At 62.0% G+C, this 13507-nt stretch carries 18 protein-coding genes; 8 read left to right on the top strand and 10 right to left on the bottom strand.

The window, feature by feature from the left end:
- Positions 1-20 precede the first annotated feature (20 nt).
- Positions 21-344, top strand: a complete 324-nt coding sequence (gene trxA / locus AC0L15_RS04670; RefSeq protein WP_091592579.1) for a thioredoxin — start codon at positions 21-23, stop codon at positions 342-344.
- Positions 345-561: 217 nt separating this feature from the next.
- On the top strand, positions 562-843 hold the full coding sequence (locus AC0L15_RS04665; RefSeq protein WP_287246743.1) for a cupin domain-containing protein: 282 nt from the start codon (positions 562-564) through the stop codon (positions 841-843).
- A 38-nt stretch (positions 844-881) separates the two neighbouring features.
- Here AC0L15_RS04665 and AC0L15_RS04660 read toward each other — a convergent pair whose 3' ends face one another.
- The 6 genes from AC0L15_RS04660 to AC0L15_RS04635 form a co-directional block, all read right to left on the bottom strand.
- Complete coding sequence (locus AC0L15_RS04660; RefSeq protein WP_287246742.1) at positions 882-1301, bottom strand: VOC family protein; 420 nt, start codon at positions 1299-1301, stop codon at positions 882-884.
- Positions 1302-1360: 59 nt separating this feature from the next.
- The gene (locus AC0L15_RS04655) at positions 1361-2686 is read right to left on the bottom strand and encodes a bifunctional folylpolyglutamate synthase/dihydrofolate synthase (RefSeq protein WP_287246741.1); all 1326 of its coding nucleotides are present in this window, start codon (positions 2684-2686) and stop codon (positions 1361-1363) included.
- 126 nt (positions 2687-2812) lie between these two features.
- Entirely contained in the window at positions 2813-3739 is a 927-nt protein-coding gene (gene accD, locus AC0L15_RS04650; RefSeq protein ID WP_287246740.1) for an acetyl-CoA carboxylase, carboxyltransferase subunit beta, read from the bottom strand.
- 95 nt (positions 3740-3834) lie between these two features.
- Positions 3835-4674: a tryptophan synthase subunit alpha gene (gene trpA / locus AC0L15_RS04645; RefSeq protein ID WP_287246739.1), complete on the bottom strand. Its 840-nt coding sequence runs from the start codon at positions 4672-4674 to the stop codon at positions 3835-3837.
- Between the two features lie 2 nt (positions 4675-4676).
- Positions 4677-5927, bottom strand: coding sequence for a tryptophan synthase subunit beta (gene trpB, locus AC0L15_RS04640; RefSeq protein WP_287246738.1), 1251 nt, complete (start codon positions 5925-5927; stop codon positions 4677-4679).
- Between the two features lie 33 nt (positions 5928-5960).
- Positions 5961-6620: a phosphoribosylanthranilate isomerase gene (locus AC0L15_RS04635; RefSeq protein ID WP_287246960.1), complete on the bottom strand. Its 660-nt coding sequence runs from the start codon at positions 6618-6620 to the stop codon at positions 5961-5963.
- 140 nt (positions 6621-6760) lie between these two features.
- On the opposite strand from AC0L15_RS04635, the gene AC0L15_RS04630 reads away from it, so the two are divergent.
- Positions 6761-6979, top strand: coding sequence for a hypothetical protein (locus tag AC0L15_RS04630; RefSeq protein WP_023796889.1), 219 nt, complete (start codon positions 6761-6763; stop codon positions 6977-6979).
- 9 nt (positions 6980-6988) lie between these two features.
- On the opposite strand, the gene AC0L15_RS04625 is transcribed toward AC0L15_RS04630, so the two are convergent.
- From AC0L15_RS04625 to AC0L15_RS04610, 4 genes are all read right to left on the bottom strand, one after another.
- Positions 6989-7747, bottom strand: a complete 759-nt coding sequence (locus tag AC0L15_RS04625) for a M48 family metallopeptidase (RefSeq protein WP_027152023.1) — start codon at positions 7745-7747, stop codon at positions 6989-6991.
- 104 nt (positions 7748-7851) lie between these two features.
- A complete protein-coding gene (locus tag AC0L15_RS04620; protein ID WP_287246737.1) occupies positions 7852-8322 on the bottom strand; it encodes a DUF2852 domain-containing protein in 471 nt (156 codons plus the stop codon).
- Positions 8323-8439: 117 nt separating this feature from the next.
- Positions 8440-9582 carry a benzoate/H(+) symporter BenE family transporter gene (locus AC0L15_RS04615; RefSeq protein WP_287246736.1) on the bottom strand — a complete coding sequence of 381 codons (1143 nt, stop codon included), beginning with the start codon at positions 9580-9582 and terminating at the stop codon, positions 8440-8442.
- Between the two features lie 3 nt (positions 9583-9585).
- Positions 9586-10362 (bottom strand): alpha/beta hydrolase, encoded by a 777-nt coding sequence (locus AC0L15_RS04610; RefSeq protein WP_287246735.1) that lies wholly within the window; start codon positions 10360-10362, stop codon positions 9586-9588.
- A gap of 212 nt (positions 10363-10574) precedes the next feature.
- On the opposite strand from AC0L15_RS04610, the gene infC reads away from it, so the two are divergent.
- The 5 genes from infC to rplT all read left to right on the top strand — a co-directional run bounded on the left by infC (position 10575) and on the right by rplT (position 13420).
- The gene (gene infC / locus AC0L15_RS04605) at positions 10575-11111 is read left to right on the top strand and encodes a translation initiation factor IF-3 (RefSeq protein WP_077374810.1); all 537 of its coding nucleotides are present in this window, start codon (positions 10575-10577) and stop codon (positions 11109-11111) included.
- Between the two features lie 139 nt (positions 11112-11250).
- Positions 11251-11895 (top strand): methyltransferase family protein, encoded by a 645-nt coding sequence (locus AC0L15_RS04600; RefSeq protein WP_023796884.1) that lies wholly within the window; start codon positions 11251-11253, stop codon positions 11893-11895.
- A 50-nt stretch (positions 11896-11945) separates the two neighbouring features.
- The gene (locus AC0L15_RS04595) at positions 11946-12602 is read left to right on the top strand and encodes a methyltransferase family protein (protein WP_287246734.1); all 657 of its coding nucleotides are present in this window, start codon (positions 11946-11948) and stop codon (positions 12600-12602) included.
- A 175-nt stretch (positions 12603-12777) separates the two neighbouring features.
- A complete protein-coding gene (gene rpmI, locus AC0L15_RS04590) occupies positions 12778-12981 on the top strand; it encodes a 50S ribosomal protein L35 (RefSeq protein ID WP_006201248.1) in 204 nt (67 codons plus the stop codon).
- A 37-nt stretch (positions 12982-13018) separates the two neighbouring features.
- Entirely contained in the window at positions 13019-13420 is a 402-nt protein-coding gene (gene rplT / locus AC0L15_RS04585) for a 50S ribosomal protein L20 (protein ID WP_023796882.1), read from the top strand.
- The last annotated feature ends 87 nt before the right edge of the window (positions 13421-13507 follow it).

Here is a 13507-nt window from a genome sequence, read left to right as displayed (position 1 = left end):
ACTCTCGAAAGGATTTTCGCATGGCCACCGTCAAGGTCGACAAGAGCAATTTCCAGACCGATGTGCTTGACGCCAAGGAACCGGTCGTCGTCGATTTCTGGGCGGAATGGTGCGGCCCGTGCAAGATGATCGCGCCGGCGCTGGAAGACATCGCCATCGAACTCGGCGGCAAGGTCAAGATCGCCAAGCTCAACATCGACGAGAATCCCGAGCTGGCCGCGCAGTTCGGCGTGCGCTCGATCCCGACGCTGATGATCTTCAAGGGCGGCGAAATGGCCGACATGAAGGTCGGCGCCGCGCCGAAGACGGCGCTGTCGCACTGGATCAACGGCAATCTCGCCTGATCCGGCGGAAATCCGCAGACAAGCCCGGCCCTCGCGCCGGGCTTTTTCGCGGCGTCATCTACAGTGCCGCGCGTCCTCCTGGACGCGCGAAGGACGTTGCAGCGCTTGATCTGACCCAGAAGATCGATTCGGATTTTCTGGGTCATGCGGCTGGTCCGCCGTGGCACTCGCCACTTGCCGGCCCATGTTCTTGTCTGGCTTAAAGCAGGAGAACGACATGACCGGATCCGCCAAGGCCACCGTCTTCATCGACAATGAGCGCGTCATCGTCACCAAATACCGCTTCGCGCCGGGCGACAATACCGGCTGGCACCGCCATGGCCATGATTATGTCGTCGTGCCGCTGATGGACGGCAAGCTCAAGCTCCTGACCAAGGACGGCGAATCCTTCGCCGAAATGAAGAAGGGGGCGCCCTATTTCCGCAAGGAGGGCGTGGAGCATGACGTCATCAATGCCAATGAGGGCGAGTATGCCTTCATCGAGATTGAGCTGAAGTAGTCCCCACCGAGGCCGTCTCCGCCATAGGCGTGAGGCGATCACCAATCCGCGATACGATCGCCTCCGACGAACTGCGCACTTTTCTCAGTGTATTCAAAGAGTTCTATCTTCACGTTGTTAGGATCGCGAATCCACGCCTGGTAGGTATCATCGCATGCGTGTTTCTTTGACGTGACATCAACGCCTTTCGCTCTTACGTGGGCGATCGCGGCGTCAAGGTTTTCCACTTCAAGGCAGAAGTGGTTGATCTGGTTCAAGTCGCTATAGATGGCCCCGTCTTTCAGGAACACCTCGACGTGGCTGCGGCTGCCGCAATTGAGGTAAAAACCGAAAATCTTGCCGTCGCGCAGGAAGTTGAACTGGGTGTCCATGCCGAGGACGTCCCGATAGAAGCTTCGCGTCACTTCGAGATCATCTGCGAAGATGCAAACGTGAGCGAGCTGCTTTACCTTGATCATGGCTGGATCCTCGTGGTGATTTGACGAAGTCCGTCATCATGGCCTAGTGAATCAGCGCCTCAAGCCGGCGGCGTGCCGTTTTCGGCCAGCACCGCGCCGGCCAGATAGAGCGAGCCGCCGATCAGGATGCGCGGCGGCGGTCCGTCCCACGTGTCGCGCAGCAGCATCAGCGCATTGGCGACGGAGCTCACCGGTTCGGCCGACAGGCCGGCTTCGACGGCGCGGATCGCCAGTTCGTCATTCGGCACACTGGCCTCGCTGAGGCTCACCGGCACCGTGTAGACATGCCGCACCAGGCCCTTGAAGGCGCGGAAATAGCCGCTCTGGTCCTTGGTGTTGATCATGCCGCAAATCAAGAACAGCGGCCGCGGGTTTTTTTCCTCCTGCTCGGCCAATGCCTCGGCGACGACCACGCCGGCGCCGGGATTGTGGCCGCCGTCGAGCCAGATGTCGGCGCCCTTTGGCGCCAGTTCCGTCAGCCTGCCTTGCGGCAATTTCTGCATCCGCCCCGGCCAGGTGACATTGGCCATCGCCTTGTCGGCGACGCGATGGCTGATCTCGAAGCCTGCCGCCTTGACCGCCGCAATCGCCGCCGCCGCATTGGCGAACTGGTGGCGCCCTGGCAGCCGCGGCGGCGACAGGTCCATCAGCCCGTCTTCGTCCTGATAGACCATCCGGCCGTTTTCCTCGAAGGCGAGGAAATCCTGGCCATAGACGAAGGCGGGACAGTCGAGCCGCTCGGCGGTTTCGATAAGCACCTGAAGCGCCGTTTCGCTTTCTTGCGCGCCGATGACCACCGGGCAATCGCTCTTGATGATGCCGGCCTTTTCGGCTGCGATCAGTTCGACACGGTCACCGAGAAAGGATTCGTGGTCGAGCGAGACCGGCATGATCACCGACACCGCCGGCTCGGTGATGACATTGGTGGCATCAAAGCGGCCGCCAAGGCCGACCTCGATGATGACGGCATCTGCCGGATGTTCGGAAAACAGCAGGAAGGTGACGGCGGTGAGGATCTCGAAGACGGTGATCTTCTGGCCTTCATTGGTCTTGGCGACGCGGGCGATGGCATCGGCGAAGACCTCGTCCTCGACCAGCCTGCCGCCGCCATCGGCGGCCAGCCGATAGCGCTCATGCCAGTTCACCAGATGTGGCGATGTGTGGACATGGACGCGGTGGCCGGCCGCTTCGAGCAGCGCCCGCGAAAACGCGGCGCAGGAGCCCTTGCCGTTGGTGCCGGCGATGTGGATGACCGGCGGCAGATGGTCCTGCGGATTGCCAAGCCGCTCCAGCAGCCGCGAAATGCGGTCGAGCGAAAGATCGAAGCCCTTCGGATGAAGCGACATCAGGCTTTCGATTTCGCGGTCGGCGGCAAGCGTGCTCATGGGAGAATCCTAGCGCATGACCCCGAAAAATCGAAATCGATTTTCGGAAAGGAATCATGCGTGAAATCAAGATGCTACAGCGCCACAGATGGCGCGCAATCGCGGTTCGCGACGACGGATGTCGCGTCAGGCTTGCGGGCGTGCTTCCGCCGGGACCGCCACCGGCGGCAGGATTTCCGGTTCCAGCGGCTTTTCTTCTTGCGGCAGCTTGAGCAGCATTTTCAGGAGTCGTGCGATCGTCTGGCGCATCTCCAGCCGCGACACCACCATGTCGACCATGCCGTGCTCCATCAGATACTCGGAGCGCTGGAAGCCGTCGGGCAGCTTTTCCCTGATCGTCTGCTCGATGACGCGCGGCCCGGCAAAGCCGATCAGCGCGCCGGGCTCGGCGATGTGCACGTCGCCCAGCATGGCGTAGGAGGCAGTGACACCGCCGGTAGTCGGGTTGGTCAGAACGACGATATAGGGAAGACCGGCTTCCTTCAGCCGATCGACGCCGATCGTGGTTCTCGGCAATTGCATGAGCGACAGGATGCCCTCCTGCATGCGGGCGCCGCCGGAGGCCGCGAACAGGATCAGCGGCCGCTTGCGTTGCACTGCGACCTCGAAGCCACGAACGATGGCGTCGCCGGCGGCCATGCCGAGCGAGCCGCCCATGAAGGCGAAGTCCTGCACGGTCACCACCACCGGCAGGCCTTCGACGGTGCCCAGCGCATTGATGATCGCGTCCTCCAGCCCGGTCTTGGCCTTGGCGTCCTTCAGCCGGTCGGTGTAGCGCTTCTCGTCGCGGAATTTCAGCGGATCCTGCACCACCTTGGGGTTTTCGAGCATCTCGTACTTGCCGTCGTCCATGAAGAATCTCAGCCGCTCCCTGGCCGAGATCTTCATGTGATGGCCGGAGGACGGGATGACGAACTGGTTCTGCTCCAGATCCTTGTGGAAGACCATCTCGCCGGTCTCCGGATCCTTGATCCAGAGGTTTTCAGGCATGTCGGTGCGCCGGCCGAGCATCGAATTGATCTTCGGTCGAACGTAGTTGGTGATCCAGTTCATCGCTTCGGCTCCTGTCCTGACGAAGAGTTAGACCATGATCCCGAAAAGTGGAAACCGGTTTTCGGTGGAGATCACGGTCAACCAGAAGATCAAGACTATTCGGCGGCAGCAAGGCGGGCCGCACGCACGCCTTGCGAGAGCCCGCTGACCAGCGTGGCGACCGCCTCGGCCGGATCGGCGGTCTGTTCGCCCTTCGGCCCAAGAACATTGGCGACCGCATTGACGATCGCGGTGCCGACGACGACGCCGTCGGCTGACGCTCCGATGATGCGTGCCTGCTCGGCGGTCTTGACGCCGAAGCCGACGCAGACCGGCAGATCGGTATGGCCCTTGATGCGCCCGACCGCCGCCGCCACCTTGCCGGTGTCGGCAAGTGCTGAGCCGGTGATGCCGGTCATTGACACGTAATAGACGAAGCCGGAGGTGTTCTGCAGCACCTTGGGCAGGCGCTTGTCGTCGGTGGTCGGCGTCGCCAGCCGGATGAAATTGATGCCGGCCTTCAGCGCCGGAATGCACAGCTCCTCATCCATTTCCGGCGGCAGGTCGACGACGATCAGCCCGTCTATGCCGCTGGCCAGCGCATCCCCGAGGAAGCGGTCGACTCCGTGGATGTAGATCGGATTGTAGTAGCCCATCAAAACGATCGGCGTTTCATTGTCGGCGGCACGGAATTCCGAAGCCATCTTCAGCGTCTTGACCAGCGTCTGCCCGCCTTTCAGCGCGCGCAGGCCGGCCGCCTGGATCGCCGGGCCGTCGGCCATCGGATCGGAAAACGGCATGCCGAGTTCGATGATGTCGCTGCCGGCGCCGGGCAATGCCTTCATGATCGACAGCGAGGTGTCGTAGTCCGGGTCGCCACCCATGAAATAGGTGACGAGTGCCGGGCGCCCTTCGGCCTTCAGCTTGGCCATGCGACGGTCGATGCGGGTGGTCATGATCAGATCTCCATGCCCAGCATATTGGCCACCGTATGCACGTCCTTGTCGCCGCGGCCGGACAGGTTGACAATGACGATCTGGTCCTTGTCCATGGCCGGCACGATCTTCACCGCATGCGCGATGGCATGGGCGGATTCGAGCGCCGGAATGATGCCTTCGACGCGTGTCGTCAACTGGAACGCCTCCAGCGCCTCGTCGTCGAGAACAGGCACATAGTCGACGCGGCCACTGTCGCGCAGCCAGGAATGCTCCGGCCCGACGCCAGGATAGTCGAGGCCGGCCGAAATCGAATGCCCGTCCATGATCTGCCCGTCAGCGTTCTGCAGGAGATAGGTGCGGTTGCCGTGCAGCACCCCGGGCGCGCCGGCGTTCATTGAGGCGCAATGCTCGATGCCGTCGAGGCCGTGGCCACCGGCTTCGATGCCGATGATCTTTACGCTGCGGTCGTCGAGGAACGGGTGAAAAAGGCCGATGGCGTTGGAGCCGCCGCCGACGGCGGCGATGATGGTGTCCGGCAGCCGGCCTTCCTGCTCGAGGACCTGGGCGCGCGCCTCGATGCCGATCACCGACTGGAAGTCGCGCACCAGCTCTGGATAGGGATGCGGGCCGGCGGCGGTGCCGATCAGGTAGTAGGTGTCCTCGACATTGGTCACCCAATCCCGAAGAGCTTCGTTCATGGCGTCCTTCAACGTGCCGTGGCCGGCAGTCACCGGCCGCACCTCGGCGCCGAGCAGCTTCATGCGGAAGACGTTCGGGCTTTGCCGGGCGACGTCGGTGGCGCCCATATAGACGACGCACGGAAAGCCGAAACGCGCCGCCACGGTGGCCGACGCGACGCCGTGCTGGCCGGCGCCGGTCTCGGCGATGATGCGCTTCTTGCCCATGCGCTTGGCCAGCAGGATCTGGCCGAGGCAGTTGTTGATCTTGTGCGAGCCGGTGTGGTTCAGATCCTCGCGCTTGAAATAAACCTTTGCGCCGCCCCCGAGGCCCTTAGCCGCGGAAACCTCGCGAAGATGCCTGGTCAGGCCTTCGGCGAAATAAAGCTTCGACGGCCGCCCGGCATAGTGGGTCGAAAGGTCAGTCAGTTCGGCCTTGAAATCCGCATCGTCCTTGACCTCGTTCCAGTGCCGCTCGAGGTCGAGGATCAGCGGCATCAATGTTTCGGCAACGAAACGACCGCCGAAGATGCCGAACATGCCCTGCTCGTCGGGTCCGGTGCGGAAGGAATTGGGTATCGCCGGCTTGTTCATCGCCGATCTCCTAGCTTGTGGTTTGAAGCACGGTCAGGCGGCGCGGCTGTCGCGTGCTGCCTTGACGGCCCGGAAAAACTGTTCGATCAGCGCCGGATCCTTGACGCCCGGCGCGCTTTCCACGCCTGAGGAAATGTCTAGTCCGGGCGGGTTGGCAAGCCGAAAGGCATCGCCGATGTTGGCGGCGTTGAGCCCACCGGAAAGCATGTAATCGACGCCTGCGTCAAGGCCGGCCAGAAGGCGCCAGTCGAAAGCAATGCCGTTGCCGCCCGGCAGTTCCGAACCTTTCGGCGGCTTGGCGTCGAACAGGAAACGGTCGGCAATGCCGACGAAGGGTCTTGTCCGCTCCAGGTCGGCAGTATCGCTGACCGGCAGCGTCTTCATCACCGGCAGGCCATAGCGGGCCTTGATCTCGGCCACCCGCTCCGGCGTTTCCGAGCCATGCAGCTGCAGCATGTCGGGCTGCATTTTTTCGACGATTTCATCCAGAAACGCGTCGCCGGCGTCGACCGTCACGGCAACCGCCTTGGCCTTGCCGATTGCCGCTTCGCGCAAGCGGCCGGCTTCCGCCGGCTCGACATAGCGCGGGCTTTTGGCAAAGAAAATAAAGCCGACATGACTGGCGCCGCCGGCCAATGCCGCGGCCAATGCCTTGTCGGTCTTCAGTCCGCATATCTTGATGTCGAGCGCCATGACGCGGGGATTGGCACGAAACGGCAAAAGAGTCGAGAAAAAGCGCATGTTTGCCACCGGCGCGGAACGCGCTACCTTCCTAAGACAAGAGAGCGGAACGGGCTACTTACTTCAGATAATACCGACGGGAGCAAACAAGCATGGCAGACGATACCGTCGCCCAACTCAGGCAAAAAGTCGCGCAGGCTCGCGAGGTCATCGCTCATCTGATGGACAAGGCCGCCTTCAACGGCGCCGAGGCACACCGCGCGCTCGACTATTTCGGCAGCAATGCGTTCAAGAAGGACTTCCTGCCATGGCCGCGCCATACCGACGAGGGGCTGCGCCCAGAGGAGTTGAACGCGGCGAATGATGATTGACCGGGCGATCTATTCGAACATGATCGCTTGCAGCGCGCCGCCATTGCGCTTGAGCCAGTCCTTGCAGCGCTCGGTGTCGGGGCAGAGCTGCTCGCACAGCTTCCAGAATTTCGGGCCGTGGTTCATCTCCTTGAGATGCGCCACCTCATGCGCGACGAGATAGTTTATGACCGGTCGCGGCGCCATCATGATCCGCCAGGAAAACGACAAATTGCCGTCCGACGTGCATGACCCCCAGCGGCTCGACGTGTCCTTGAAGCGGATTGCCTTGGCGCGCTTGCCGATCGTCCCGGTGTGCCTGACCACCAACCGCTCGATCTCGCGCTTGGCCTCGCGCTTGAGGAAATCGGCGATGCGGCGCGGCAGGTGCACGCGCTCGCCATGCACGATCATCAGCGGACCGCGTTCGTCGCACGACAGCGTGACGGTACCGCGTTTCGAGGGTTCATGAACGATGCGATGCGGCACGCCGCGCACCGGTATTTTGATACCGGGCCGCACCTGCGGCCGGTTAGGCACTTTGGCCAGCCGCTGCTCCAGCCAGTCCTGATGGCGGTCAAGGAATTTTTCCACCTCGCCTCGCCGCAGGCCCGGTGGCACGGTGATGCGCAGGCCCCGGCCACCGGAATCGATGCGCAGCGTTAATCGCCGCGCCCGGTCGCTCTCGACGATCTTGAGCGGGAGCGTGCGGCCGGCAACACAATGCTCCCGCTCCACGACGGGGGCGGGCCTGGGTTTGGTCAGGTTGCGGAAGAAGCCGAATGACATGGCCGGAACGATACGTGATTCGAGGAAAACGAATAGAACAAAAAAGAAACGGCGCCGCTGACGCGACGCCGTTTTTGATTATAATTTATGTCGAGGCAAGTGACTTACTTGTCAAGCAGGCCTGGCGTGGATTTGCCACCGCCGGTTGTGGGCCCGCCGGTTGTGGGTGACGTCGACTTGTTGCGGTTCGCCATGAAGCGGTCGAACTCTTCCTGGTCCTTGGCGCGACGCAGTTCCCTGGCGTATTCGTCGAACTCGCTCAGCATCTCGTCGAGCTTGCGGCGCTCTTCATTGAGCCGCTCGAGTTCTTTTTCGCGCCAGTCGTCGAAAGCGACGTTGCCGGTGCGGGCGGAGCCGTGGCCCCAGCGCGCCGCTTTGTCGGAACCGCGGCGGCAGCCGGCGAAGATGCCGTCGGTCGCGCGGTTGACGTCGCGCTTGAAGCCGTCAAGCCGGTCGCCCCAGATGATGTAGGCGAGCATGGCGAGGCCGAGCGGCCAGAACACCATAAAACCGATCACCATCAGAGCGATGGTCGCCGGCGTCCAGGCCGGACGGATCAATGCAGATGTGTTCATTTTCTCCCAATCCTTCAGTTGGAGACAGCCAATCCCGGCTGCGTGGAATCGAAATGGGATGAGAAAAACGGCGATTCAAGACAGTGTCGGCCAAAACCGGACAAGCGTTTGAAATGATTATCGCTTTTTGAGTGTTTCAAGGAAAAGGACGACCAGGCCCGCAATCAGGCCCCAGAACGCCGCACCGACGCCGAACAGCGTCAGCCCCGAGGCGGTGACGGCAAAGGTGACGCTAGCGGCCATGCGTTCGCCGTCTTCCTTCAAGGCGATCGACAGCGCGTTGGCGAGCGGCGCCATCAGCGCCAGTCCAGCGACAAGCACGATCAGGCTCTGCGGCAGCACGGCGAAGATCGCCACCAGCGAGGCGCCGAAAATGGCGAAGACGAGGTAGGCAAGCGCGTAGAAGGGACCGGTCTTCCAGCGCTCGCCCGGATCGGGATGCACGTCGGGGCCGGTGCAGATCGCCGCCGAGATCGCCGCCAGGTTGGTGGTCGAGGCCCCGAATGGTGCCGACAGCAGCGAAAGCAGGCCGGTCACGCCGATCAGCGGGCCGGGTTCCGGGTGGTAGCCCGCCGCCCTCAGCACGGCGAGGCCGGACAGGTTCTGCGACGCCATGGTGACGAGATAAAGCGGCAGCCCCAGGCCGATGATCACCGTGACGGTGAACTGCGGCGCAATCAGCGTCAATGTCGAAAGTTCCGGGGTCGGCAGACCACCGACCCGGCCGGTGAGGAAGGCGGCAGCGCCGCCGCCGATCAGCACTGCCAGCACCGAGAGCGCCGGATTGAACAGGCGGATGACAAAGAAGGCGGCGATCAGCGGCAGGATCAGCCACGGATCGACGGGAATCGCCTTCACCGCATTGATGGCGAAGGTGACAACGATGCCGGCGAGCATCCCCGATGCGACCGAGGCCGGTATCCTGGCGATCAGCTTGGTCAAGGGCCTGAACAGGCCGGTGGCAATCAGCAAAATCCCGGTGACGATGAAGGCGCCGACGGCCTCGTTGATCGAAAAGCCGCTCGATGCCGCGATCAGCGCAACTCCCGGCGTCGACCATGCGGCGATGACCGGCATCCTGGTGCGCCACGACAGCCACAGGCTCTCGATCGCCATCGCGAGGCAGATCGCCGTCACCCAGCTCGCGGTTTCGACTTGCGTCGCGCCGACTGCCTTGGCGGCGGCGATGACGATGGCCAACGTGCCGCCGAAGCCGACGATCGCTGCGACGAAGGCGGATACCGGAATGGAAATGCGCATGTCCTAGCCTGCCTGCCGCACGATGGCATCGACCGCCCGCACCAGCATGTCGAGATCCTGAGGCCGCGACAGGCGGTGGTCGCCGTCGGGGATCAGCGACAGCGTGACGTCGTCGGCCGGCAGCAGGCCGACCAGTTTCAGCGCATGGCTCGGCGGCACGTCGGCATCGGCCAGCCCTTGCAATATGTGGACGGGGCAGTGGGTGTCGATCGGCCCGGTCAGCACCCGGTTGTTGCGGCCGTCCTCGATCAGCGCTCGGGTGTAGACGTAAGGCTCGGCCGAATAGTCCGACGGCTCCTCGAAAAAACCTTTTTTGGCGAGATCGCGCTTCTGCGCTTTGGTCAGCGCCGGCTCGACCAGCTCGGCGGTGAAATCCGGCGCCGGCGCCAGAAGCACCAGGCCGGCGATGCGGTTCTCGCCTAGGTTGTGCAATTCCTGGCGCAATTCCTGGACCATGCGCAGCGCGATCCATGCGCCCATCGAGGAGCCGACCAGGATTTGCCTGCCTTGCGTGAAATGATTGAAGACGGCGAGACTTTGCGAAAGCCAATTCGAGACGGTGCCGTCGGCAAAGGCGCCGCCCGATTCGCCGTGACCGGAATAGTCGTGGCGCAGGAAAGCCCGGCCTTGCCCGCTCGCCCATTCCGCCAGCTTCTCGGCCTTGGTGCCCAGCATGTCCGACTTGTAGCCGCCGAGCCAGACAATGCCTGGCGCGGCACCCGCAGCGCGCCTGACAGCGATGCTGGTTCCGTCGACGTCGAGAAAAACCGGTGCGGTCATGGCTCACTCCTCACGCAGGTCTTTTGACACAGCGGACGGTTCCACGAAAAGTGCTCGGCAACTTTCTTCGTTTGGTGCAGGCAGAAGTCAGGGAACAGGTGATTTCCTGTGAGCGCTGTGCTATTGACTCCGGCCGCGCGCTCACCACATTGGCGCGTTCGCAATTCTGAATTGAAAACCCCTTAACGAAACGGCTCAAGGAGACCACGACCATTCGCAGACCTTTCAAAGCAACGGCGCCCACCAAGGAGGGCCCGCGCTCCAACCGTGACATCCGGGTTCCCCGGGTCCAGCTTATCGACGCCGAAGGCCACAACCATGGCGATGTCTCCATCAACGACGCATTGCTGCTCGCCGAAGAGGCTGGGCTCGATCTGGTCGAGATATCGCCCAACGCAGTGCCGCCCGTCGTAAAAATTCTCGATCTCGGCAAGCTGAAATACGCCAACCAGAAGAAGGCGGCCGAGGCGCGCAAGAACCAGAAGGTCATCGAGATCAAAGAGATCAAGATGCGCCCGAACATCGACAGCCATGACTACGAGACCAAGATGAAAGCGGTCCGGCGGTTTTTCGAGGAAGGTGACAAGGTCAAGCTGACATTGCGCTTTCGCGGCCGCGAGATGGCGCATATGGAGCTCGGCATGCAGCTTTTGAACAAGGTTCGCGAGGAAGTTGCACCGATCGCCAAAGTTGAAGCTGAACCGAAGCTCGAAGGCCGCCAGATGATGATGGTGCTGGCGCCCCGCTAAGCGATTCCGCTAAAGCGGTCCCGTCCAAGCAAAGGCCGCTTCGGCGGCCTTTTGTTTGTTTTTGTCTTCGCCATGATTTCTCCGCAAGTTGCATCGACAAGGATTCCGGTTGCCGGTCCTCGCGGCGAAAGGATTGTCCATGGCCGCTGCGGCACGTTCTCCGATTGAAAGATCGTTCGACGAAATGGGCCGCTATCAGCGGCGCCGGCGCGTCCTGCTGGCGCTGCTGATCGGTGCTTTTTGCGCTTTGCTGATCTTCGGCGGCTCCACGCACGATGAACTAGGCCACGAACGCATAGAGGGGCAGTATGGCATAGCTCTGATACTGATCGGGATCGGCGGCCGGCTCTGGTCGATCCTCTATATCGGCGGCCGTAAGTCGGCCGAACTGGTTGCTACCGGCCCATATTCGGTGATGCGCAACCCGCTGTATTTTTTCTCCACCATAGGGGCCGCCGGCATCGGCGCCCAGACCGGCAGCGTGATCGTCTCGGTGGCGTCGGCGGTTTTGTGCGCGGCCGCGTTCTACATCGTCACGCTGCGCGAGGAACGGCATTTGACGACCGTGCTCGGGGCGCCGTACAAGGACTACATCGCACGGGTGCCGCGGTTTTTTCCCAATCCCCGGCTTTATCGCGATCAGGCCGAGGTCACCTTCACACCGCGCATTTTTAATCACACGCTGCGCGACGGCTTGATGTTCGTGGCTTCCGTACCGTTTTTCGAACTCATCGAGTCCGGACAGGAAAGCGGCGTAATTCCCGTCCTCTTCTGGCTGTATTGAGCGCGGATGCCGCGATCGCCGGCAAGTTCCTCGACGATTGGATTCCCGACATGCTCAATGAAGTTAAATCTGCGCGGGCCGAACAAGCGCAGGCCAGGCGTGCGCTGGGCAGGTATCAGCACGCGCGCAGGATGGTGCTTGCCGCCCTCGTTGTCGTCATGTTCGCAGCACTGCTGTTTGGCCAGTCTGCTTTTCCTCCCGAAAGCGTGCCGCACGAAACGATCGAAATGGTCGGCGTCCTGCTGATCTTTCTCGGCATTGTCGGGCGCTTGTGGTCGACGCTCTATATCGGCGGACGCAAATCCTCCGAGGTGGTTATCGGCGGACCCTATTCGATCACCCGCAATCCGCTCTATGTCTTCTCCTCGATAGCTGCCGCCGGCGTCGGCGCACAGATGGGCTCGATCACTGCGGCGATCGGCTTCGCGGTGATTTGCGCCGCCGCCTTTCATGTCGTCATCCTGCGCGAAGAGACGTTCCTGAAAGAGGCCTTCGGAACGCCGTTCCAAGCCTATATGGCGCGAGTGCCGCGCTTTTTCCCGAAGCTTTCGCTGTATCAGGAAGGCGACACCGGCGGCTTCAAGCCGCGCCTGCTGCGGACGACGCTGCTCGACGGACTGGTGTTCCTCGTCGCCATGCCGTTTTTCGAATCGATCGACGCCGCCCAGCAATCGGGCATACTGCCGGTGCTGTTCCGTTTCCCATAGGCCCATTGTGTGTCGGCACAGGGTGTTGCACGCCGGCCCGCTTTGACGTATAGCACCGCCGTTCCCAAAAACCGCCCGGCAGGGCATGCCGTGGCGGTTTCATTTGCTTTTCGGGCTTTGGTCGGCCTGAAGCGAACAAAAAGCGCGATGATGCGCACATAAACGGAGTAGCAAAATGCCCAAGATGAAGACCAAGTCAGCCGCCAAGAAGCGGTTCAAGATCACAGGTACGGGTAAAGTCCTGTCGGCTGCGGCCGGCAAGCGTCACGGCATGATCAAGCGTTCCAACAAGTTCATTCGAAATGCCCGCGGCACGATGGTTCTGGCTGAACCGGATGGCAAGAAGGTCATCAAGAATTTTCTGCCGAACGGCCTCTAAGGCATTCGGTCTGGACAAGTTTTAAGGAGATCATGACATGGCACGCGTAAAAAGAGGCGTCACCTCGCACGCCAAGCACAAAAAGGTCCTGAAAGCCGCCAAGGGTTTCTACGGCCGCCGCAAGAACACCATTCGCATCGCCAAGCAGGCGGTGGAAAAGTCGCTGCAGTATGCCTACCGCGACCGCAAGAACCGTAAGCGTTCGTTCCGCGCTCTGTGGATCCAGCGCATCAATGCCGCGACCCACGAGCATGGCCTGACCTATGGCCGGTTCATCGACGGTCTCAACAAGGCCGGCATCGAGATCGATCGCAAGGTCCTGTCGGACATGGCCATCCACGAGCCGCAGGCATTTGCCGCCCTTGTGGCCAAGGCCAAGGTCGCGCTCGAGTACCTCAAGAACACCACGCCGAACGCTTTTGAAAGCGCTGTAGCCTAACCAGCGCCTTCCCAAGCACATCGACACTTGATTTGGGAAACCCGCGCTGGCAGGGCTGGCGCGGGTTTTTCTTTGCCTTCAATCGAG

The sequence above is a fragment of the Mesorhizobium sp. WSM4846 genome (genome assembly GCF_055811415.1).
Note: the sequence above shows the minus strand (reverse complement) of the source record. Positions and strands in the feature narration are given on the sequence as shown.